We start from the raw sequence: 21,089 nt of genomic DNA, 5'->3' as shown, positions 1-21,089 counted from the left end.
CAGCGCCGCGAACTCCCGGAGAATCATGCGTCTCGTGACGGTTCTTGATTCCTGCGTTATGACCTCGTCATAAACCTCTTCCCGGTCGCGCGTATCGTGATCAAGGACGCTTTCCTCTGCGTTCTCTTCCACGTTCTGATCCCGATCAGAGGACCGCATGAACCCAGCCAGACGACGCACGACCTCCGGGGCCGCCACGGCCGTCGTGCTCGCCACCACGGGCGGCCTGCTCACCGCGCTCGCCGCGCCCGCCTCAGCAGCCGTCAGTTGCACCTCCCCCGTCTACAAGCGGGAGTTCTTCGCGAACACCACCTTCTCGGGCACGCCGAAGAAGACGGACTGCGACTCCACGATCAGCCAGGACTGGGGCACGGGCGCCCCCGCTTCGGGCCTGCCGACCAACAACTTCTCCGTCCGCTGGACGGTGACGCGCGACTTCGGCTCCGGCGGCCCCTTCGCCCTCACGGCGTCGAGCCAGGACGGCATCCGCGTCTACCTCGACGGCACTCGCAAGATCGACCTGTGGAAGAACGTCTCGTCGACGGTCTCCACGACCGTCAACGTGACCATCCCCTCCGGCAAACACACCCTCCGCGTCGACTACGTCAACTGGACCGGGACCGCGAACGTCAAGTTCGCCTACGCACCCCGCACTTCCGCGACGGTCGACAAGGTCAAGCCGCTCACCCCGACCGGAACCGCCGTGTCGTACGACTCGGTGACGGGGAAGGCCAAGCTCACCTGGTCCAAGAACAAGGAGATGGACCTGGCGGGATACCGGGTCTACCGCCGTCCGAAGGGCGGCACCGACTGGACGAGGCTGACGACCACCACCGCCACCTCGCACACGGACGCGACTCTGCCGCTGACCGGCGCGGCGTACTACTACGAGGTCCGCGCCTACGACAAGGCGGGCAACGAGTCGACGGGCACCGCCGATCAGCTGGTCACCACGGTCGACCGCACCCCACCGGCCGTGCCGACCGGACTGAGCACCGCCTCCGAACCGACGAATCTGCGGATCAGCTGGAAGGCGGTCGAGGGAGCGGCGTCGTACCGGGTGTACCGGGCGTCCGGCGCTGACGGGACCTACACCCGAGTCGGCAGTACCGACCAGGTCGCGTACGCGGACACCTCGGCGGCCGAGGACGCCACCTACTACTACCGGGTGACCGCTCTGGACGCCGCGGGCAACGAGTCCGCGCGGTCCGCCGCCGTCAGCGGCAAGCGCCGGGACCTCACCCCGCCGTCCGCCGTCACCGGGGTGACGGTCACTCCGACCGAGTACGGCTTCGAGGTGCGCTGGGACGCCAACCCGACCACCGACCTGGCGCGCTACGTGGTCCGACGGGGCGAGTTGCTGGGCGACGAAGGCGAGCAGGTGTGCTCCCTCTACCCGGGCTACTACGTGTCGGCCGACACCACCTCGTACGCCTACACCACCCTCCCGGACGGCGAGGAGTCCTGCTTCATCGTCGACGCCATCGACGACGCCGGGAACTCGTCCTTCCAGTGGACCGGCGAGGCCCAGATCGTGACCGCGACCGAGCTCGACATGACACCGAGCGTGGCGACGCCGGAGGGCTCGCCGGTCGGGCTGACGGCGACTTCCGGCGGGGCGGGTGTCGAGCTGTCCTGGTCTTCAGTGACCGGCGCCACCGGCTACCAGGTCTACCGCTGGAACCCGGACGCCGAGGCGTACGAGAAGCTGGCGGCCACGACGGGGACCTCCTACGAGGACACCGCCGCCGCCAAGGGCACCACCCACTTCTACTGGGTGACCGCCCAGTACGCGGACGGCACCGAGTCCGCGCCCGGCGGTGACTGGGTGGCCCTGGCGCCCTGAGTACGCGGAGGGGCCCGGAGGCGGGCTTGGGTGGTTGCAGCCCAAGGAACTGCGGGCCCCTTTCCCTGCTGCCGCTTCGGCCACGAGAAGAAGCGGTCCGGAGTCACGGGATCGAGAATCTTGGAAAACATGACGGAATCTGTCATGAATAACGCGCACGCTCCAGTCGTTCAGCGAGACCGACCCAAGGAGTGAGCAATGTCGTCCTCGATCGTGTTCATCGTCTACGTCAGCGACGCCCCCGAAGCTGCCCGCTTCTACGCAGACCTCCTCAAGATCAAGCCGAGCTTCGAGACCCCTCGATATATCGCCTTCGATCTCGGCGACGGCGCGGACCTCGCACTCTGGAGCGGGCAGATCGACGGCCGGACCCCGGCGGTGCCACGCACCAGCGAGGTCTGTCTCACACTGCCTGGCGGCCCCGACGCGATCGATCGCCAGTTTGAGCGGTGGGTGGCGAAAGGGGTCCGAGTGGTCAGCGAGCCGCGCGATGAGGTGTTCGGGCGCACGTTCGTCGTCGCGGACCCGGACGGCAACCTGATCCGAGTTGCCCCCGTCGACTGACAGGCCGGGCTCATCGCACCAACTGCCGCTCTTCAAGGGGAGAGTGAGCCGGGTCGACCACTCCGCTTCACCTTCCGGGCTGCCTCGTGCACCCGACTTGATCGGGCACAGGATGTCGGGTCCGGCATGGTGAGCGCTGCCTAGCGTGGTGCTCGTCAAGAGGAAGGAGACCGGGCATGCTGGAGCGGCTGAACCAGGCCATGGAGCACATCGAGCGCCATCTCCACCAGGACATCGAGGTGGACGAGCTGGCACGCATCGCGGCCACCTCGGAGTACCACCTGCGCCGGATGTTCTCGGCGCTCGCGGGCATGCCGCTGTCGGAGTACATCCGGCGCCGTCGGCTCACCCTCGCGGGTGCCGAAGTACTCGCGGGGCGTGAGACCTTGCTGGAGATCGCGGTGCGCTATGGCTACGGCTCCGGCGAGGCGTTCGCGCGGGCGTTCCGTGCCATGCACGGCATCGGACCGGGCGAGGCCCGGCGTACCCGCGCCGCACTCAGCTCCCAGTCCCGGATGGCCTTCCGCCTCACCATCGAAGGGAGGAGCAGTATGCGATACCGCGTTGTGGACAAGGCGGAGTTCGCCGTCGTCGGGCTCAAAACCCGGGTACCGCTGGTGCATGAGGGGCCGAACCAGGCGATCATGGACTTTGTCCGCGGGATCGACCCGCAGACCCTTGAGCGCCTGGAGAAGCTGTCGGACCAGGAGCCGCAGGGCATCGTCGCGGTCTGCGACGACCTGGACCCCAGCCGCGCCGAGGGCACCGAACTCGACTACTACCAAGGTGTGATCACCTCCGTGGCCGCTCCCGAGGGCACCACCACGTTGGCCGTCCCGGCCGGCACCTGGGCGGTCTTCACCACCTCCGGGCCGGCGCCGCAGGCCATCCAGGAACTGTGGCGGGACGTCTTCACCGAGTGGTTCCCGTCGAACCCGTACCGCAGCCGCACCGGCCCTGAGATCCTGCGCACCCGCCTGTCGCCGGACAAGACCGAGGCCGAAGCCGAACTGTGGCTCCCGGTGGAGCCCGAGCACGGCTGACCAAGCGGCAAGCCCCCGGGGCAGGTGCGTGCACGCGTGCACCGCGCCGGCGCAAACGGCGCTGGACGGAGCTAGACGGCGGTGAGATCGCACCACACGTGCTTGCCCCGGTTGCCGTGGTCGGTCAGCGGCTGCCAGCCCCACAGGTCGGCGCAGGCCCGGACCAGCGCCAGCCCGCGTCCGTTCTCCAGTTCTGCTGCTTGGCCCAGCGCACTCGGTGGTTCCGGCGGTTCGGGATCGGCGTCCAGCGCGCCGATCCGCAGGACACCGGCCGACCACTGGACGCGCAGGGCGGCGGGGCCCTTGGTGTGGCGTACGGCGTTGGAGACCAGCTCGGTCGCGAGCAACTCGGCGGTGTCGACGAGTCCGATCAGGCCGTGCATGGTGAGGATCAGGCGGAGGGTGCGGCGACTGACGGTGACGGCACGAAGGTCGTTCGGGATGTGGAGGCAGTACTCCCACGGTGCGTTTTCGGGCATGCGGCAACTCCGTTCGGGTGGTGGGGGGTTGCGGTTGGCGGGCGGTGGCAGTGCCGCAGCCGTCATGGCAGGACGGGGCGGTGCGCTTCCGGGTCTGGCTATTCCGCAGTGTGTGCGTCGCGTCACTGACGGTAGGTCTAACCTGTCATACAGGGCAAGTTGATCCCGTAATCTGGCCCCGAACGAGTCGCGCCAGCGGGCGTGTTGAACTGAGGAGTAATCGATGGCCCTGAGGCGCGAACCAACGGCACGTCAGGTGCGCCTGGGCGTCGAGCTGCGCAGGCTCCGTGAGGCAGCAGGACTCACCGCTCGCGAGGCGGCTGCGCTGCTCGGAACGGGCCGCGTCCAGATGAGCCACATCGAATCCGGACTCGCGGGCGTGAGCGAGGAACGGCTACGCCGCCTCGCGTCCCACTATGCCTGCACGGACGAGAAGTTCATCAACGCCTTGGTCGCGATGGCCACCGACCGGACGCGCGGCTGGTGGGAGGAGTACCGGGGCCTGCTCCCCACGCCGTTCCTGGACATCGCCGAACTGGAGCACCACTCCACGTACCGGCGCGACGTGGAGTTCCTGTTCATCCCCGGCTTGCTTCAGACGGCCGACTACGCCCACGCTGCCTTCTCTTCCAGGATTCCCGAAGTCCCGCACGACGAGCTCGAATTGCGCGTACGACACCGAATGGAGCGGCAGCGGATCACCGTTCCATACGAGGCAGTCATCCACGAGGCGGCACTGCGCATCAGGCTGAGTGATCGTGCTGCCTCACGAACTCAGCTTGCCCGCGTCCTGGAACTCTCCGAAGCCGAGCACATCTCGGTGCGCGTGATCCCCTTCGACCTGGACGGCTTCGGCGGAACCTGGAGCACCGTGATGCTGGCAGGCGGTGCCGTACCGAAGCTGGACACCGCCGTTCGCGACGCTCCCCACGGCACTGGTTTCGTCGATTCGGAAGCTCAACTCGGAGTTTTTCGAACGCTCTTCCGTAGAGTGGAAGCCGCGTCACTCGACCCCGATCGGTCCCGTGACTTCATCCACAGGCTGAGCAAGGAACTGTGAGGCATCTCGTGACCACCCCCGATAACTGGCGGAAGTCGTCCTACTCCGGCGGCGGCGATGGCAACAACTGCGTGGAGATCGCCACTGCCCCCACCCACATAGCCATCCGTGACTCAAAGACCCCAGCCAGAACCCCCCTCACTTTCCCGGCCGGAGCTTTCACGCCCTTCATAGAGACTCTGAAGTCGGCTCACCCGAACGAGCTTCCGTAGAGGTGCACCCCATGCGCACCCCCGGCATCTGGCGGAAGTCGTCCTACTCGGGCGAGGGCGACGGCAATAGCTGCGTAGAGATCGCAACCACCCGCACCCACATAGCCATCCGCGACTCAAAAACCCCGGCCAGAACCCCCCTCACCGTCCCGGCCGGAGCCTTCGTCACCTTCATCGGCGCCCTGAACGCCGACCGGCTCGCCGCGGCAGACGTGCGGTGATCAGCCCAGCTTGCCCAGTTGGGTGTCCAGGATCTGTGCGGGGAACTCGAAGTCCTTGCCCGTGACGGCCGACGCGAGGTTCATGGCGACGACGGTGGAGCCCTTGCGGGCCACGACGGCCTTGAAGGGCATCGTCTCCTTGCCCTCGGTCACCATCGTCATGGTCATCGCGACGGCCTCGTCCGCGCCCTTGGGTGCCTTGGCCGCCACCACCTTCGTGATCTTCCCCTTTTCACCGGCCGTGGTGGTGGTGAAGCCGGCCGCGCACTTCTTCAGGGCCGCCTCGGTGTCCTTGAGGACCGTCTCGGCGCCCCCGTCCTCGTAGGTCGCGAGCGTCACGAAGACCTTCTCGACGTCGAGGGACGCGAGCATCGCCTCCTCGGACATGGCGTCGGCTTCGGACGGCTTCTCGGCCTCCTCCGTCCACATCCGCTTCACCGTCGCGGCCGACTCGCCCTGGGCGGCGCCGGACTGGACGAGGGCGAGCGGTGCGCAGGCCGCGCCGTCCGCCTCGACCTCGTCCTTCGTGACGTCGTCCTCGCTCCCGTCGATCTTGGTGTCGACCTCGCCGTTGTCGACGTCCGCCTGGGCCAGTGCGGCCTTCTCCAGCTCGTCGGCGCTCAGGGCCTTCGCGGCGGCGGGCGCGGCGGCGGGCGCGGCGGAGGCGGCAAGGCCGACTCGACGGACTGCGGTCGATCTCAAGGCGGTGGTTCTTTCTCTTCAACCACGGTGATTCCGCGGTGCTTTGCCCGTACTTTAAACACAGCGGCTTCACAGTTGATCACTGATTTATCGGTCGGTATCCGAACCTGATGTCGATACCCGCGGCCCCTTACTCCACCGTCACCGACTTCGCCAGGTTCCGGGGCTGATCCACTTCGTTCCCTCGCGCCGTCGCCAGCTCGCAGGCGAACACCTGCAACGGGACCGTCGCGACCAGCGGTTGGAGGAGGGTCGGTGTGGCGGGGATGCGGATCAGGTGGTCCGCGTACGGGGCTACCGCCTCGTCTCCCTCCTCCGCGATCACGATCGTCCGCGCGCCCCTCGCCCGGATCTCCTGGATGTTGGACACGATCTTGTCGTGGAGGACGGAGCGGCCGCGCGGGGACGGTACGACGACCACCACCGGCAGATCCTTCTCGATCAGCGCGATCGGGCCGTGTTTCAGTTCGCCCGCCGCGAAGCCCTCCGCGTGCATGTACGCGAGTTCCTTCAGCTTCAGGGCGCCCTCCAGGGCCACCGGGTAGCCCACGTGCCGGCCCAGGAACAGCACCGTGGGTTTGTCGGCGAGGGAGCGCGCCAGGTTCCGTACCGGCTCCATCGTGTCGAGGACCCGCTCGACGTCCTGGGAGCTGCGGGAGAGCTCCCGGACGACCGCCTGGATCTCGTCGCCCCACTTCGTGCCGCGCACCTGGCCCAGGTAGAGCGCCACGAGGTAGCACGCGACCAGCTGGGTCAGGAACGCCTTCGTGGACGCGACCGCGACCTCCGGGCCCGCGTGCGTGTACAGCACCGCGTCCGACTCGCGTGGGATCGTCGAGCCGTTGGTGTTGCAGATCGCGAGCACCTTGGAGCCCTGCTCGCGGGCGTGCCGCAACGCCATCAGCGTGTCCATGGTCTCGCCGGACTGGGAGATGGCGATGACCAGCGTGCGCGGGTCGAGGATCGGGTCGCGGTAGCGGAACTCGCTCGCCAGCTCCACCTCGCACGGGATACGGGTCCAGTGCTCGATGGCGTACTTGGCGATGAGGCCCGCGTGGAACGCCGTACCGCAGGCGACGATGACCACCTTGTCCATCTCGCGCAGCTCGGAGGTGCTGATCCGGACCTCGTCCAGGGTCAGCGAGCCGGACGCGTCGACGCGTCCCAGCAGGGTGTCGGCGACCGCCTTGGGCTGCTCGGCGATCTCCTTGAGCATGAAGTAGTCGTAACCCCCCTTCTCCGCCGCCGACGCGTCCCAGTCGATGTGGTAGCCGCGTACGTCGGCGGGGCGGCCGGCGAAGTCCGTCACCGTGATCCCGTCCCGGCGCAGTTCCACCACCTGGTCCTGGCCCAGCTCGATCGCCGACCGCGTGTGGGCGATGAACGCGGCGACGTCCGAGGCGAGAAAGGCCTCGCCGGCTCCGACGCCCACCACGAGCGGCGAGTTCCGGCGTGCGCCCACCACCACGTCCGGCTCGTCCGCGTGCACCGCGACCAGCGTGAACGCGCCCTCCAGTCGGCGGCACACCAGCCGCATCGCCTCCGCGAGGTCCGCGCAGGAGGAGAACTCCTCGGCCAGCAGGTGCGCCACCACCTCGGTGTCCGTCTCGGAGGCCGACTCGTGCCCGCGTGCGGCGAGCTCGGCCCGCAGGCGGGCGAAGTTCTCGATGATGCCGTTGTGTACGACGGCCACGCGGCCCGCGTTGTCGAGGTGCGGGTGGGCGTTGGCGTCCGTGGGGGCGCCGTGGGTCGCCCAGCGGGTGTGCCCGATGGCCGTGGGGCCGGTCGGCAGGGGGCGCTCGGCCAGCTCCTTCTCCAGGTTGAGCAGTTTCCCGGCCTTCTTGGCGGTGGCCAGGCCCCCGTCGGCGAGGACCGCCACGCCCGCCGAGTCGTACCCCCGGTACTCCAGCCGCTTCAGACCGGCCAGGACCACGTCGAGCGCCGGTCGCATGCCCACATATCCGACGATTCCGCACATAACGACCCCTTCAGGCTGCCCGCATGGAGGCTTTGTGTGTGTTTGATGTGACTTTAGGTGACGATGTAGTGCAGGTAAGCCTCATATCGGGTGACCTCACACGCGCGGCGCACGCAACGGTCCGCGCACTTTGCGTTCGCTGGTCCCATGACCAGAACACGAATGATCGGAACACGCATGACCGGAACACGTGTCCCCGCCCGTCGCACGGCGATCGGCGGTGCCGCCGTCCTCGTCGCCCTGCTCGCCGTCCTGCCCGTGAACGCGGCCGCGGCCACGGCCGACGCCGCGCCGGGGCCCGTCGCCGACAGCGTCCCCGGGATGTCGTCGAACTCCGATGAGTCCTCGACCTTCGGCCAGTCCTCGGGCTCCGAAGGGGCTTCGGGCTTCGAACAGTCCTCGCAGCCCGACATGTTCGGCCAGGCCATGCCTTCCGGTGGGCAGGAGTCGAACACGGAGCAGAGCGGGCTGGGTTCGCAGGGCGTGGCCGCCGGGTCACTGGCGGGCTGACCGTCCACGCACCGCTCGCTCATCGAGGCGGCCGCCGGGTCCGTGGTCTTCCGAGCCACGCGACCCGGCGGCCGTCGGCCGTTGCCGGTGACAGGCGAGCCCGGAACGGCCGTATCGTCCCCGCGCATGCTGCCCAGCGGGCGGCTGCCGCCCCTCTGAGACACTGGGCGCGATGACTGAGACAGCACTGCCACCGGCCGCGCCCCCGCGTGCCCGTGCCGAGATCGATCTCGCCGCCCTGCGGGACAACGTGCGGGCGCTGCGCGCGCACGCGCCCGGCGCGGTCCTGATGGCCGTCGTGAAGTCCGACGCATACGGCCACGGGGCCGTGCCGTGCGCGCGGGCGGCCGTCGCGGCGGGGGCCCGCTGGCTGGGTACGGCCACGCCCGAGGAGGCCCTGAGCCTGCGCGCGGCCGGGCTCCCGGGGCGCATCATGTGCTGGCTGTGGACCCCCGGCGGTCCCTGGCGGGAGGCCATCGAGGCCGACCTGGACGTCTCCGTCAGCGGACTGTGGGCGCTGCGGGAGGTCACCGAGGCCGCGGCCGCGGCCGGGGTACGCGCGCGTGTGCAGCTCAAGGCGGACACCGGGCTCGGGCGGAGCGGCTGCCAGCCGGACGACTGGCCGGAACTCGTCTCGGGCGCCCTGCGCGCCGAGGCCGACGGACTGCTCACGGTCACCGGACTGTGGTCCCACTTCGCGTGCGCCGACGAGCCCGGCCACCCCTCCATCGCGGCCCAGCTCACCCGATTCCGCGAGATGGTGGCGTACGCCGAGCGGCAGGGCGCCCGCCCCGAGGTGCGGCACATCGCCAACTCGCCCGCCACCCTTACCCTTCCCGAGGCCCACTTCGACCTCGTACGGACCGGAGTCGCGGTCTACGGGATCTCGCCCAGCCCCCAGATCGGCACCCCCGCCGACTTCGGACTGCGGCCGGTGATGACGCTGAGCGCGTCCCTCGCCCTGGTGAAGCACGCCCCCGGCGGGCACGGCGTCTCCTACGGCCACCAGTACGTCACCCCGGGCGCCACGACCCTCGGCCTGGTGCCCGTCGGCTACGCGGACGGCATCCCGCGGCATGCCTCCGGCTCCGGACCGGTGCTCGTCGGCGGCAAGTGGCGGACGGTCGCCGGGCGGATCGCGATGGACCAGTTCGTGGTCGACCTCGGCGGGGACGAACCGCCCGCCGGCACGGAGGCCGTGCTCTTCGGACCGGGCGACCGCGGCGAGCCGACCGCCGAGGACTGGGCGCAGGCGGCCGGAACCATCGCGTATGAGATCGTCACCCGGATCGGAACGCGCGTTCCGCGCGTCTATGTGAACGACGACGCGTCGTAGGCGACCGTTTCCGATGAACGACGACAGTTTCCGGTGAAGGGGCGACGGTTTTCGGTGAACGGCGACCGTTTCCGGTGAACGACGGACAAAGCGGGTAGCCGCGTGGACGCGCAGAGATGTGCGGCGGCACGGCACACCTGTGCCGGTACCGACCCGATCAGTGGACAGGACAGGACAGCAGCAGCACAAGTCCGTCAGGCCGGACGAAGGCCGCGGACCCCGGTGAGGAGGAGCGGGACGTGAGCGAGAGCAGCGCGAAGGCCGTGGAGGCCGTCGCGGACGCGGCCTCGGCTGCCGCCTCCCCCGGGAACTGGCGCAGGGCGGGCATCGCGGGCGCGGCGATAGGCGTGGTCGCCGCGGGCGCCGCCGCCGGTGTCGCGATAGAGCGGCTCACCGTGGGCCGCGGCATGCGCAAGAAGGCCCGGCTCGCCCTGGACTCGGCGGGACCGTACGGAGCGCTGCGCGGTAAGCCCGGCAAGGCGTACGCGGACGACGGCACCGAGCTGTACTACGAGGTGGACGACATCGAGCCCGAGGCCGGTCTCGGTCCGCGCAAGCGCCGCCTCTTCGGGCGCAAGGCCCCGGCCCCGGTCACCGTCGTGTTCTGCCACGGCTACTGCCTCAACCAGGACTCCTGGCACTTCCAGCGGGCCGCGCTGCGCGGCGTCGTACGGACCGTGCACTGGGACCAGCGCAGCCACGGCCGCTCCGGGCGGAACCCGGCGCAGGCGGAGGGCCGGGTGCCGGTCACCATCGACCAGCTCGGCCGCGACCTCAAGGCGGTCCTCGACGCGGCCGTGCCGAAGGGGCCGATCGTGCTCGTCGGGCACTCCATGGGCGGTATGACGATGATGGCGCTGGCCGCCCACTACCCCGAACTGATCCGCGACCGTGTCGTCGGCGTGGCGCTCATCGGTACGTCGTCGGGGCGGCTCGGCGAGGTCAACTTCGGGCTGCCGGTCGCGGGCGTCAACGCCATACGTCGTGTGCTGCCCGGTGTGCTGCGGGCGCTCGGGCAGCAGGCCGAGCTGGTGGAGAGGGGGCGGCGTGCCACGGCCGACCTGTTCGCCGGGATCATCAAGCGGTACTCGTTCGCGACCCGGGACATCGACCCGGCGGTCGCGCGCTTCGCCGAGCGCATGATCGAGGGCACGCCCATCGACGTGGTCGCCGAGTTCTACCCCGCCTTCACCGAGCACGACAAGACCGAGGCACTCGTGCACTTCGCCGGGCTGCCCGTGCTCGTGCTGGCCGGTACGAAGGACCTCGTCACGCCGAGCGAGCACAGCGAGGCCATCGCGGACCTCCTGCCGGACGCGGAACTCGTGCTCGTACCGGACGCCGGTCACCTGGTGATGCTGGAGCACCCCGAGGTGGTCATGGACCGCCTCGCCGACCTCCTCACACGCGCGGGCGCCGTGCCCGCAGGGGCTACCGTTGGCGGTTATGGAAGCACCAGCAGCACCGCACAGCCCGGATGAGCACCGGGCGGCCCCCGTGTCCGTAGAGCTCACCGTCAGTGCGCCCGAGCAGATGCGGGAGCTGGGGCGCCACCTCGCCAAGCTGCTGCGCGCGGGCGACCTCGTGATGCTCAACGGTGAACTCGGCGCGGGCAAGACGACGCTGACCCGGGGGCTCGGCGAGGGGCTGGGGGTGCGGGGCGCGGTCACGTCCCCGACCTTCGTCATCGCGCGCGTGCACCCCTCGCTGGGGGACGGGCCGCCGCTCGTGCACGTCGACGCGTACCGCCTGGGCGGCGGGCTCGACGAGATGGAGGACCTCGATCTCGACGTGTCGCTGTCCGACTCGGTCGTCGTCGTGGAATGGGGCGAGGGCAAGGTCGAGGAGCTGACGGAGGACCGGCTGCACGTCGTCATCCACCGGGCGGTGGGGGACACGACGGACGAGGTGCGCCACGTCACCCTTACGGGGGTCGGGGAGCGGTGGATGGCCGTGGATCTGAGCGTGCTGTCGGCGTGAACGTTTCCGACAACGCGTCGGCAAGGTGTTGCGTGAGGTGGCTCCTGCGTGGTCACATGGGTGGTGTACGCGTAGTTAGGTGTGCCTAACTTCCTTCGCCCCCAGGTTCCAGGAGGCGTCCCATGCAGGCTTCAGAACGAGACGAGTCGCTGCCGCGGGCTGAGCGGGTGGGTGGGGTGCCGGGGGTTTCGATGCGGGAGCTGTTGGCATCTTGTGCGGCGGCGCGGGTGGTGTCCTCGCCGCCCGAGCCTGTGCCTCCGGCGGAAGGTGAAGGGGTACGGCGGCCTGAGGCGGCGTAGGAGCTGCCGGTTGTTCGTTCGGCTGCGGGTTCGTTGTGGCTGGTCGCGCAGTTCCCCGCGCCCCTAAGAGATCGCGCAGTTCCCCGCGCCCCTGAAAGGTGGCGTACGCGTCTTACTTCACCACGACCACCGGTCGGCCGATCGTTGCGAACTGCCACATCGCGTTGCCGTCGGGGCGGGACTCGCGGATGCCGCCTGTCTTGGCGGTGGGGTCGGGCTCGGGGGTGGAGCCGTCGACCGCGGCGCTGAAGCCGATGACGACGCCTTCGACGGTGGTGAAGCGGACGACGTGCTCGATGGCGGTGCCGTCGGAGCCGGTGGTGGATTTCGTGCGGGAGGTGACCCGGTAGGTGTCGGGGTCCGGGTCCACCGTGCTGGGGGTGACCTTGAAGGTGCGGGTCACCTTGTCGTTCGCGCCGACCAGCCAGACGCGGTCGTCGGAGAGCGAGTACACCACGCGCTCACCGGAACCGGAGTCGTCGGGCACGGGCGACGGGGCCTTCTTGTCCGAGGGCGTCTTGGACTTCACGGCCGCCGGGGACTCGGTGGCGGACGGCTTGCCCAGGTCCTCCGGTACGTTCGCCGACGCCTGGTAGGCGAGGAAACCGACTGCGGCGATGGCCGCCGCGGTGAGCCCGGCCACGAATCCCGAGCTGCTACTGGCCACCTTCTGCGCCCACCTCTCGTACCTGAGTACGGCTCTGATGTTCTTGCCTGTACGTCGCCCTGACGTCTCCGTCGTCTTTGACGTCTCTGAGTCTTGTACGTCGTTCGAGCAAGTCTTCGTCAAGTCTTCGTGGTGACGGTAGCAGGAGAGAGGCGGCTGTCCCGGGCGGCCGTCAGCGCGGCTCGGGCGCCGTAGGCTGTTTGCGTGCTCTTGCTCGCTCTGGATACCGCCACCCCCGCCGTGACCGTCGCGCTGCACGACGGCACGGACGTCGTCGCCTCGTCGAGCCAGGTGGACGCGCGCCGGCACGGGGAACTGCTGCTGCCCGCCGTCGACCGGGTCCTCGCCGAGGCGGGCACGCGTCTCGACGCCGTCACCGGCATCGTCGTCGGCATCGGCCCCGGCCCGTACACCGGGCTGCGCGTCGGCCTCATGACCGCCGACACCTTCGGGCTCGCCCTCGGCGTCCCCGTCCACGGACTGTGCACGCTCGACGGGCTCGCGTACGCGTCCGACCTCGACGTGCCGTTCGTCGTGGCCACGGACGCCCGCCGCAAGGAGGTGTACTGGGCGCGGTACGCGGACTCCCGTACGCGGGTGACCGACCCGGCCGTCGACCGGCCCGCCGAGATCGCCGACGCCGTGGCCGGACTCCCGGCGGTGGGCGCCGGCGCGCTGCTCTACCCGGACACCTTCCCCAAGGCCCACGAGCCCGAGCATGTGTCGGCGGCCGCGCTGGCCTCGCTGGCCGTCCGGAAGCTGGCCGCGGGCGAGGAACTGCCGCCGCCCCGGCCCCTCTACCTGCGCCGGCCCGACGCGCAGGTGCCCAAGAACTACAAGGTGGTCACCCCCAAGTGACCCAGGAGGCCTCGGTGCTGCGCGAGATGCGCTGGTGGGACATAGATCCCGTACTGGAGCTGGAGAAGGCCCTGTTCCCCGAGGACGCCTGGTCACGGGGCATGTTCTGGTCCGAGCTGGCCCACGCCAGGGGGCCGGGGGCGACACGGCGGTATGTCGTGGCCGTCCAGGGGGACCGCCTCGTGGGGTACGCGGGCCTCGCGGCCGCCGGGAGCGCGTCCGACGGCGGCTCCGACATCGGACCTGGCAGCGGATCCGGCAGCGGATCCGGTAACGGCTCCGACGGCGGATCTGACCGTGGCTCCGGTGGGGTGGCCGATGTGCAGACCATCGCCGTCGCCCGTGACCAGTGGGGCACCGGGCTCGGTGCGCGGCTGCTGGCCGAGCTGCTGCGGGCCGCCACGACGTTCGACTGCGCCGAGGTCATGCTCGAATGCCGCGTCGACAACGTCCGCGCCCAGAAACTGTATGAGCGCTTCGGCTTCGAGCCCATCGGCTTCCGGCGCGGCTACTACCAGCCGGGCAACGTGGACGCCCTGGTGATGAGGCTCAGCACGGCACCCGAGAGCGGCCCGGCCGCGGGTGCACCATCCGTGAACGGCGTACAAGGAACCGAGATCAATGGCTGACGAACCACTCGTCCTCGGCATCGAGACCTCCTGCGACGAGACCGGTGTCGGCATCGTCCGCGGCACCACCCTGCTCGCGGACGCGGTCGCGTCCAGCGTCGACGAGCACGCCCGCTTCGGCGGCGTCGTGCCCGAGGTCGCCTCCCGCGCCCACCTGGAGGCGATGGTGCCGACCATCGACCGGGCGCTGAAGGAGGCGGGGGTGAGCGCGCGTGACCTGGACGGCATCGCGGTGACCGCCGGTCCGGGCCTGGCCGGTGCCCTCCTGGTCGGCGTCTCGGCGGCGAAGGCGTACGCGTACGCGCTGGGCAAACCGCTGTACGGCGTCAACCACCTGGCGTCCCACATCTGCGTGGACCAGCTGGAGCACGGCGCGCTGCCCGAGCCGACGATGGCGCTGCTGGTGAGCGGCGGGCACTCCTCCCTGCTGCTGTCCACCGACATCACCTCCGACGTGCGGCCGATGGGCTCGACCATCGACGACGCGGCGGGCGAGGCCTTCGACAAGATCGCCCGCGTCCTCGACCTGGGCTTCCCGGGCGGGCCGGTCATCGACCGGTACGCCCGCGAGGGCGACCCGGACGCGATCGCGTTCCCGCGCGGGCTGACCGGGCCCCGCGACCCGGTGTACGACTTCTCCTTCTCCGGGCTGAAGACGGCCGTGGCCCGCTGGATCGAGGCCAGGCGGGCGGCGGGGGAGGAGGTCCCGGTGCGCGACGTGGCGGCGTCCTTCCAGGAGGCCGTGGTGGACGTCCTGACCCGCAAGGCCGTACGGGCCTGCCGCGACGAGGGCGTCGACCACCTCATGATCGGCGGCGGAGTCGCGGCCAACTCCCGCCTGCGCGCCCTCGCCCAGGAACGCTGCGAGGCGGCCGGTATCCGGCTTCGGGTTCCCCGGCCCAAGTTGTGCACGGACAACGGGGCGATGGTGGCGTCACTGGGCGCGGAGATGGTCGCCCGGGGGCGCGCCGCCTCGGACTGGGACCTGTCGGCGGACTCCTCCCTCCCCGTGACGGACCCGCATGTGCCGGGCACCGCGCACGACCACGACCACGTCCACGAGGTGAGCAAGGAGAACCTCTACTCGTGACCGTCGCCCTGATGTGGGAGGCGCGGGCGGTGGCGGGCCGGGGTGAGGAGCTCCTCACCTGGGCCCGCGCACAGGAACTGCCGTCCTCACCCCTGCGCCGCGAGACGTTCCGCGCCCCTGGGGACCGGGTGCTCGTCATCACCTGGTGGGACGCTCCGTACGACGCGGAGCTGCCCGAACTGCCCGAGCCGGCCGGAGAGCTGGTGACCCGGGCAGTGCACCGGTGGCGGTTCGAGTCGCTGGGCAGTACAGCCAGGGCCTGAACCAGGCCCTGGACCAAGGCCCTGTCGTCGGCGTGGGCGGGCCGGTCGGGCAGCGCGGTCGTAGCCTGGGAGGCGTCGGCCCGCCGACGCGGGCCGAGTCCCGGTGAGGGGTGCTGCCATGGCGGAGTCCAGCGGAACCAGCCGAATCAGCGGAATCAGCGGAACCAGCCGAATCAGCGGTTACCTGCCCATCGCCGAGCACGGGCTGATCGGTGATCTGCGGACCGTGGCCCTCGTGGGCAGCAACGGCACGATCGACTGGTACTGCTGCCCCCGCTTCGACGCGCCGAGCGTGTTCGCCTCCCTCCTGGACGCCGAGCGGGGCGGCTGCTTCGAGCTGGCGGCGAGCGTGCCCGCGCGGACCAAACAGTTCTACTTCCCCGACACCAATGTGCTGATCACCCGCTTCTTCACGGAGGAGGGTGTGGGCGAGGTCCAGGACTTCATGCCGATACGGGGCGAGGGGAGGGGAACCGGGGACGAGGCCGGACGGCACCGGCTGATCCGGCGGGTGCTGTGCGTGCGCGGCACCGTCCCGTTCCGGGCCCTCGTGGCACCACGGTTCAACTACGGCGCCGACCCGCACACGCTGCGGAACCTCGGCGACGTGGCGGTCTTCGAGTCCGCCGGGATGGCGCTCGCCCTGACCTCCACCGTGCCCCTGGAACACGACGGACCTGACGCCCGGGCCGCGTTCAAGCTCGCCGAGGGCGAGGACGCCGTGTTCGCGCTCGACCAGGTCGGCGGTGCCGTGGCCCCGCGCGGGTGCGCCCGGATCGAGGCCGAGCAGGAGTTCGGGGAGACGGTCGCGTACTGGCGGCGCTGGCTGTCCTCCTCCCGCTACCGCGGCCGCTGGCGGGAGATGGTGCACCGCTCCGCGCTCACGCTGAAGCTCCTCACCTACGCCCCGACCGGCGCCATCGTGGCCGCGCCCACCACCAGCGTGCCCGAGCAGCTCGGCGGCGAGCGGAACTGGGACTACCGGTACGTGTGGGTCCGCGACGCCGCCTTCTGCGTGTACGCCCTGCTGCGGCTGGGCTTCACCGACGAGGCCGAGGCGTTCATGGGGTTCCTGACCCGGCACATCAGCTCGGGGGACGGCGGCCCGTCCGGCCCGTTGCAGATCCTGTACGGCATCGACGGCCGCACGGACGTGCCCGAGCGCGAGCTCGACCACCTGGAGGGCCATCGTGGCTCGGTACCGGTCCGGGTCGGCAACGCCGCCGCCGGCCAGCTCCAGCTGGACATCTATGGCGCCCTCATCGACTCGATCTACCTCTACGACAAGTGGGCCCAGCCCATCTCCAGCGACCAGTGGGACGACGTCTGCGACCTCGTCGACTGGGTGTGCGAGCACTGGGACCAGCCCGACGAGGGCATCTGGGAGACCCGCGGCGGGCGCAAGCAGTTCCTGTACTCGCGGGTGATGTGCTGGGTGGCCGTCGAACGCGCGATCCGCATGGCCAACCGGCGGGGCCTGCCCGCCGACCTGCCCCGCTGGCGACAGACGCGCGACACGATCTACCGCCGGATCATGCGTCACGGCTGGTCGGCGGAGCGCGGCGCTTTCGTGCAGTACGAGGACGGCGACGTCCTCGACGCCGCCGTCCTGATGATGCCCCTGGCCAAGCTCATCTCGCCCACCGACCCCAAGTGGCTGTCCACGCTCGACACGCTCACCCGGGAACTGGTGTCCGACTCCCTCGTCTACCGCTACGACCCGGAGTCCAGCCCCGACGGCCTCTACGGCGCGGAGGGCACGTTCTCCATCTGCTCCTTCTGGTACGTGGAGGCACTGACCCGGGCCGGACGGATCGACGAGGCCCGGCTCGCCTTCGAGAAGATGCTCACCTACGCCAACCACCTCGGTCTGTACGCCGAGGAAATCAGCCGCACCGGCGAACAGCAGGGCAACTTCCCGCAGGCGTTCACCCATCTGGCACTGATCAGCGCGGCCTTCAACCTCGACCGCGCCCTCGGCTGAGCGCTCGGCTGATTCATGGGCTGATTCCTGGGCTGATTCCTGGGCTGAGCCCTCACTCCGGCACCGGCACGGACACCGTCGTCTCGCAGCGCAGCCGCCGGTCCGGACCCAGGACGCGCTCCGGTCCCGTCAGGGTCAGGCGCGCCGTGTGGCGCACGTCGGCGCTCGACGCCGCCAACCGCAGTTCCAGGGCGCCGGGTTCGACCACGCGGCGGCCGGTGCGGTCGGTGAACGAGGACAGGTCGGGGTGGAAGCGGAACGTCACCCGGCGCGCCTCGCCCGGTGCCAGGTCCACCCGCTGGTAGCCGATCAGGCGCATGTCCGGGCGGGTCACGCGGGCCACCGGGTCGTGCAGGTAGAGCTGGACGACCTCGGCGCCCGCACGGTCGCCCGTGTTGCGGACGGTGACCGACACGTCGTACGTGCCGTCCGTGCCGATCTCCGGACCCGTGCCGGTCTCCGGCTCCTCGCCGCCCGCGGCGTCCTCCCGCGTGAAGTCCTCCCACGCGAACGACGTGTACGAGCAGCCGTGCCCGAACGGGTACAGCGGCGTCGGATCCAGGTTGCTGGACTGGCTCGCCAGGCCGAGCGGAGGCTGGAGATACGTCCACGGCTGGCCTCCGGGGCGGCGCGGCACGCTCACGGGGAGGCGGCCCGACGGGTTGACGCGACCCGACAGCGCTCCCGCCACCGCCGGGCCGCCCTCCTCCCCCGGGAAGAACGCCTGGACCACCCCCGCCAGCCGGCCCTCCCAGCGGCCCAGGGCGTACGGGCGGCCCGTGAGCAGGACCAGCACCACCGGCGTGCCCGTCGCCGCCAGGGCGTCCAGCAGGGCCCCCTGGACGCCGGGGAGCCGCAGATCCTCCGCGTCACAGCCCTCGCCCGAGGTGCCCCGCCCGAAGAGGCCCGCCATGTCGCCGAGGACCGCCACGCAGACGTCCGCCTCGGCCGCCCTGGCCACCGCCTCCGCGAACCCGGCCGTGTCGTCACCGGAGACGTCACAACCCGGCGTGTACGTGATCTTGGCGTCGGGGAGTTCCGTGCGCAGGGCGTCGACGAGCGTCGGGATCTCGATGCCCAAGGGGGTCTCGGGATGCAGCGTGCCCACGTGGGACGGGAAGGAGTAGCAGCCCAGCATGGCGAGGGGGTCGTCGGCCCGCGGGCCCACCAGCGCGATCCGGGTGTCGGGGGCCAACGGGAGCAGGCCCTCCGGGTTGGCCAGGAGGACCACCGACTCCTCGGCCAGGCGGCGGGCCAGCTCACGGTTCCGCGGCGGATCCAGGTCCACGGGCGTCGCGGGCTCGGGCTGCGGGGCCCAGTCCTCGTCCAGCAGACCCAGCTCGCACTTCTGGAGCAGGACCCGGTGCGCCGCCCGGTCCACCAGGGCCTCGGGGACCGTGCCCTCCCGTACCGCCTGCGCCAGCGGGGCGCCGTAGCAGCGCAGGGTGGGGAGTTCGACGTCGACGCCCGCGGCCAGGGCCGCGTGGGCCGCCCCCGCACGGGTTCCGGCGATCCGGTGCTGCGTCTGGAGGAAACCCACGCCGTAGTAGTCGGACACGACCGTGCCGGTGAAGCCCCAGGTCTCCCGCAGGAGTTCGGTCAGCAGGGCCGGGTCCGCCGACGCCGGGACGCCGTCCGTCTCGTTGTACGCGGCCATCACCGAGCGCGCCCCGCCCTCCCGCAGCGCCATCTCGAACGGGGGCAGCGTCACGTCGGCGAACTCCCGCACCCCGGCCCGTACCGGCGCCAGGTTGCGTGCGCCCACGGAGGCCGAGTAGCCCGCGAAGTGCTTCAGCGTGGCGACGATCCCGGCCGACTCCAGGCCGCGTACGTACGCCGTGCCGATCGTGCCGACCAGGTACGGGTCCTCGCCGATGGTCTCCTCGACCCGGCCCCAGCGCAGGTCCCGTACGACGTCCAGGACGGGGGCGAGACCCTGGTGCACGCCCACCGACGCCAGGTCGTGGCCGATGCGCCCGGCCATCTCCTCGACCAGCGCCGGGTCGAAGGTCGCGCCCCAGGCCAGCGGCACCGGGTACGCGGTGGCGCCCCAGGTCGTGAAGCCGGCCAGGCACTCCTCGTGGGCGATGGCCGGGACGCCGAAGCGGTTCGCGGCGACGATGCGGCGCTGGGCGCGGGCCAGCGCCTGCGCGCCCAGCGCCGGGTCCACGGGAGCCGTGCCGAAGGAGCGGGTGAGCTGGCCGAGGCCCCGGGTGATCATCTCGTCGAAGTCGACGGGCTCGGACATCTCGTCCTGGTGGGGGGCGACTCCCTCACCGTCCGTGGCGGCGCCCACCCACACGCCGTACAGCTGGGCCGTCTTCTCCTCCAGGGTCATGCGGGAGAGCAGGTCGTCGACGCGGACCGCGGCGGGGAGAGCGCGGTCACGCCAGGGGACGGTGGTCATGGAACTCCTGTCAGAGTCGGTCTGTTCGCAGAGGTGCGAGCTCCTGTACGGGGCTCACTTGCCGCCCACGCCCATCAGGCCACCCACCAGAGCACGGCGGGCCACCAGATAGACGGTGAAGATCGGGATGCCGGACAGCACGACCGAGGCCAGCAGCGCCGGGATGTTCACGCCGAACTGGCTGACGTAGTTGAAGAGCCCGAGGGTGAGGACGCGCGGGCCGTCCGACTGGGTGAAGATCAGCGGGAAGAGGAAGCCGTTCCAGGCCTGGAGCGCCGCGTAGATCACCACGGTGCTGATACCGCCCTTGGCGAGCGGGATCGTCAGCTGGAACAGCATCCGCAGCGGGGACGCGCCGTCCAGGGCCATCGCCTCGTACAGGTCCTCCGACACGTCCCGGAGCGTGCCCACCAGCACCAGCACCGAGACCGGCATCGCGAAGGCCGCCGTCGGCAGGATGACCGCCAGGAGGGTGTCGTACAGGCCGAGCTGGGCGATCAGGAGGTAGAGGGGGACCACGACCGCCTGGGCCGGGATCGCCACACCCAGCAGGAACAGGCGGAAGGCCGTGTTCGACCAGCGGTCGCGGGTGCGGACGGCCACGTAGGCGAGGGGGACACAGAGCGCGAGGACGATGCCGACGACCGCCACGGCCACGATCGCCGTGTTGCCGAGCAGATGCCCGAACCCGCTGTGGAGGACGGTGCTGTAGTTGTCGAGGGTCGGACTCGTGGGCGGTTTCAGGGGGTTGCCGGTGAGGGCCTTGTCCTGGCCGGTGAGGGAGGCCGACAGCATGGCGTAGACCGGGATGACGACGATCGCGAGCCAGACGATCGAGCCGAGGCCCGCGACCGGGTTCGCGCGCCTCGTCCAGTGCCTGCGGCGGCGCCCCGGCGCGGGTGGCTCCCGGCCGGGTTCGCGGGTCCTCACGGGACGCGGCAACGTATCGTGTGACACCCCG

Annotated in this window: 21 protein-coding genes; 15 read left to right on the top strand and 6 right to left on the bottom strand. The window is 70.6% G+C overall.

The annotated features are described in order from the left end of the window. Positions 1–157: 157 nt before the first annotated feature. From IE262_RS12265 to IE262_RS12255, 3 genes are all read left to right on the top strand, one after another. Entirely contained in the window at positions 158–1,846 is a 1,689-nt protein-coding gene (locus IE262_RS12265; RefSeq protein WP_189873495.1) for a PA14 domain-containing protein, read from the top strand. Positions 1,847–2,044: 198 nt separating this feature from the next. Next, a complete protein-coding gene (locus IE262_RS12260) occupies positions 2,045–2,410 on the top strand; it encodes a VOC family protein (RefSeq protein WP_189873493.1) in 366 nt (121 codons plus the stop codon). Between the two features lie 176 nt (positions 2,411–2,586). Beyond that, positions 2,587–3,453, top strand: coding sequence for an AraC family transcriptional regulator (locus IE262_RS12255; protein ID WP_189873491.1), 867 nt, complete (start codon positions 2,587–2,589; stop codon positions 3,451–3,453). Positions 3,454–3,524: 71 nt separating this feature from the next. On the opposite strand, the gene IE262_RS12250 is transcribed toward IE262_RS12255, so the two are convergent. Then, positions 3,525–3,932, bottom strand: a complete 408-nt coding sequence (locus tag IE262_RS12250) for an ATP-binding protein (RefSeq protein WP_189873489.1) — start codon at positions 3,930–3,932, stop codon at positions 3,525–3,527. A gap of 223 nt (positions 3,933–4,155) precedes the next feature. Here IE262_RS12250 and IE262_RS12245 point away from each other — a divergent pair, with 223 nt between their 5' ends. Genes IE262_RS12245 through IE262_RS12235 form a run of 3 tightly spaced genes read left to right on the top strand, consistent with a single transcriptional unit; the run spans position 4,156 to position 5,425 of the window. After that, positions 4,156–4,992, top strand: coding sequence for a helix-turn-helix domain-containing protein (locus tag IE262_RS12245; RefSeq protein ID WP_189873487.1), 837 nt, complete (start codon positions 4,156–4,158; stop codon positions 4,990–4,992). A gap of 8 nt (positions 4,993–5,000) precedes the next feature. After that, the gene (locus IE262_RS12240) at positions 5,001–5,204 is read left to right on the top strand and encodes a DUF397 domain-containing protein (RefSeq protein ID WP_189873485.1); all 204 of its coding nucleotides are present in this window, start codon (positions 5,001–5,003) and stop codon (positions 5,202–5,204) included. 11 nt (positions 5,205–5,215) lie between these two features. Beyond that, positions 5,216–5,425 (top strand): DUF397 domain-containing protein, encoded by a 210-nt coding sequence (locus IE262_RS12235; protein ID WP_189873483.1) that lies wholly within the window; start codon positions 5,216–5,218, stop codon positions 5,423–5,425. Here the strand turns inward: IE262_RS12235 and IE262_RS12230 are convergent, their stop codons facing one another. Next, on the bottom strand, positions 5,426–6,127 hold the full coding sequence (locus tag IE262_RS12230) for a hypothetical protein (RefSeq protein ID WP_189873481.1): 702 nt from the start codon (positions 6,125–6,127) through the stop codon (positions 5,426–5,428). 130 nt (positions 6,128–6,257) lie between these two features. Beyond that, a complete protein-coding gene (gene glmS, locus IE262_RS12225) occupies positions 6,258–8,105 on the bottom strand; it encodes a glutamine--fructose-6-phosphate transaminase (isomerizing) (protein ID WP_189873479.1) in 1,848 nt (615 codons plus the stop codon). 177 nt (positions 8,106–8,282) lie between these two features. Between glmS and IE262_RS12220 the strand changes: the two genes are divergently transcribed. The 4 genes from IE262_RS12220 (at position 8,283) to tsaE (ending at position 11,931) form a co-directional block, all read left to right on the top strand. Next, positions 8,283–8,615, top strand: a complete 333-nt coding sequence (locus tag IE262_RS12220) for a hypothetical protein (protein WP_189873477.1) — start codon at positions 8,283–8,285, stop codon at positions 8,613–8,615. A gap of 172 nt (positions 8,616–8,787) precedes the next feature. Continuing rightward, on the top strand, positions 8,788–9,951 hold the full coding sequence (gene alr, locus IE262_RS12215) for an alanine racemase (RefSeq protein WP_134040900.1): 1,164 nt from the start codon (positions 8,788–8,790) through the stop codon (positions 9,949–9,951). A gap of 239 nt (positions 9,952–10,190) precedes the next feature. Continuing rightward, on the top strand, positions 10,191–11,432 hold the full coding sequence (locus IE262_RS12210) for an alpha/beta fold hydrolase (protein ID WP_189873475.1): 1,242 nt from the start codon (positions 10,191–10,193) through the stop codon (positions 11,430–11,432). Then, the gene (tsaE, locus tag IE262_RS12205) at positions 11,398–11,931 is read left to right on the top strand and encodes a tRNA (adenosine(37)-N6)-threonylcarbamoyltransferase complex ATPase subunit type 1 TsaE (protein WP_189873473.1); all 534 of its coding nucleotides are present in this window, start codon (positions 11,398–11,400) and stop codon (positions 11,929–11,931) included. Before IE262_RS12210 ends, tsaE begins: the two co-directional genes overlap by 35 nt. 411 nt (positions 11,932–12,342) lie before the next feature. Here the strand turns inward: tsaE and IE262_RS12200 are convergent, their stop codons facing one another. Next, positions 12,343–12,897, bottom strand: a complete 555-nt coding sequence (locus tag IE262_RS12200; protein WP_189873471.1) for a hypothetical protein — start codon at positions 12,895–12,897, stop codon at positions 12,343–12,345. Positions 12,898–13,101: 204 nt separating this feature from the next. Here IE262_RS12200 and tsaB point away from each other — a divergent pair, with 204 nt between their 5' ends. The 5 genes from tsaB to IE262_RS12175 all read left to right on the top strand — a co-directional run bounded on the left by tsaB (position 13,102) and on the right by IE262_RS12175 (position 17,721). Continuing rightward, positions 13,102–13,755: a tRNA (adenosine(37)-N6)-threonylcarbamoyltransferase complex dimerization subunit type 1 TsaB gene (tsaB, locus tag IE262_RS12195; protein WP_189873469.1), complete on the top strand. Its 654-nt coding sequence runs from the start codon at positions 13,102–13,104 to the stop codon at positions 13,753–13,755. A 26-nt stretch (positions 13,756–13,781) separates the two neighbouring features. After that, complete coding sequence (locus IE262_RS12190) at positions 13,782–14,384, top strand: GNAT family N-acetyltransferase (RefSeq protein ID WP_134040944.1); 603 nt, start codon at positions 13,782–13,784, stop codon at positions 14,382–14,384. After that, the gene (tsaD, locus tag IE262_RS12185; protein WP_189873467.1) at positions 14,377–15,474 is read left to right on the top strand and encodes a tRNA (adenosine(37)-N6)-threonylcarbamoyltransferase complex transferase subunit TsaD; all 1,098 of its coding nucleotides are present in this window, start codon (positions 14,377–14,379) and stop codon (positions 15,472–15,474) included. Before IE262_RS12190 ends, tsaD begins: the two co-directional genes overlap by 8 nt. Continuing rightward, positions 15,471–15,737: a hypothetical protein gene (locus IE262_RS12180; RefSeq protein WP_189873465.1), complete on the top strand. Its 267-nt coding sequence runs from the start codon at positions 15,471–15,473 to the stop codon at positions 15,735–15,737. Before tsaD ends, IE262_RS12180 begins: the two co-directional genes overlap by 4 nt. A 118-nt stretch (positions 15,738–15,855) precedes the next feature. Beyond that, positions 15,856–17,721: a glycoside hydrolase family 15 protein gene (locus IE262_RS12175; protein WP_189873463.1), complete on the top strand. Its 1,866-nt coding sequence runs from the start codon at positions 15,856–15,858 to the stop codon at positions 17,719–17,721. Positions 17,722–17,773: 52 nt separating this feature from the next. Here the strand turns inward: IE262_RS12175 and IE262_RS12170 are convergent, their stop codons facing one another. Together IE262_RS12170 and IE262_RS12165 are read right to left on the bottom strand one after the other, a co-directional pair. Beyond that, entirely contained in the window at positions 17,774–20,128 is a 2,355-nt protein-coding gene (locus IE262_RS12170; protein WP_189873461.1) for a beta-xylosidase/alpha-l-arabinosidase, read from the bottom strand. A gap of 54 nt (positions 20,129–20,182) precedes the next feature. Next, positions 20,183–21,085, bottom strand: coding sequence for a carbohydrate ABC transporter permease (locus IE262_RS12165; protein ID WP_373305033.1), 903 nt, complete (start codon positions 21,083–21,085; stop codon positions 20,183–20,185). Positions 21,086–21,089 lie beyond the last annotated feature (4 nt).

It is taken from the genome of Streptomyces bluensis (assembly GCF_014650715.1).
Classification (GTDB): domain Bacteria; phylum Actinomycetota; class Actinomycetes; order Streptomycetales; family Streptomycetaceae; genus Streptomyces; species Streptomyces bluensis.
Note: the sequence above shows the minus strand (reverse complement) of the source record. Positions and strands in the feature narration are given on the sequence as shown.

Coding starts and splice junctions, on each gene's coding strand:
- IE262_RS12250 (WP_189873489.1), bottom strand. CDS start 3,932: ATGCCCGAAAACGCACCGTGGGAGTACTGCCTCCACATCCCGAACGAC.
- IE262_RS12260 (WP_189873493.1), top strand. CDS start 2,045: ATGTCGTCCTCGATCGTGTTCATCGTCTACGTCAGCGACGCCCCCGAA.
- IE262_RS12190 (WP_134040944.1), top strand. CDS start 13,782: ATGCGCTGGTGGGACATAGATCCCGTACTGGAGCTGGAGAAGGCCCTG.
- IE262_RS12170 (WP_189873461.1), bottom strand. CDS start 20,128: ATGACCACCGTCCCCTGGCGTGACCGCGCTCTCCCCGCCGCGGTCCGC.
- IE262_RS12175 (WP_189873463.1), top strand. CDS start 15,856: ATGGCGGAGTCCAGCGGAACCAGCCGAATCAGCGGAATCAGCGGAACC.
- tsaE (WP_189873473.1), top strand. CDS start 11,398: ATGGAAGCACCAGCAGCACCGCACAGCCCGGATGAGCACCGGGCGGCC.
- IE262_RS12245 (WP_189873487.1), top strand. CDS start 4,156: ATGGCCCTGAGGCGCGAACCAACGGCACGTCAGGTGCGCCTGGGCGTC.
- glmS (WP_189873479.1), bottom strand. CDS start 8,105: ATGTGCGGAATCGTCGGATATGTGGGCATGCGACCGGCGCTCGACGTG.
- IE262_RS12265 (WP_189873495.1), top strand. CDS start 158: ATGAACCCAGCCAGACGACGCACGACCTCCGGGGCCGCCACGGCCGTC.
- alr (WP_134040900.1), top strand. CDS start 8,788: ATGACTGAGACAGCACTGCCACCGGCCGCGCCCCCGCGTGCCCGTGCC.
- IE262_RS12220 (WP_189873477.1), top strand. CDS start 8,283: ATGACCGGAACACGTGTCCCCGCCCGTCGCACGGCGATCGGCGGTGCC.
- IE262_RS12235 (WP_189873483.1), top strand. CDS start 5,216: ATGCGCACCCCCGGCATCTGGCGGAAGTCGTCCTACTCGGGCGAGGGC.
- tsaD (WP_189873467.1), top strand. CDS start 14,377: ATGGCTGACGAACCACTCGTCCTCGGCATCGAGACCTCCTGCGACGAG.
- IE262_RS12255 (WP_189873491.1), top strand. CDS start 2,587: ATGCTGGAGCGGCTGAACCAGGCCATGGAGCACATCGAGCGCCATCTC.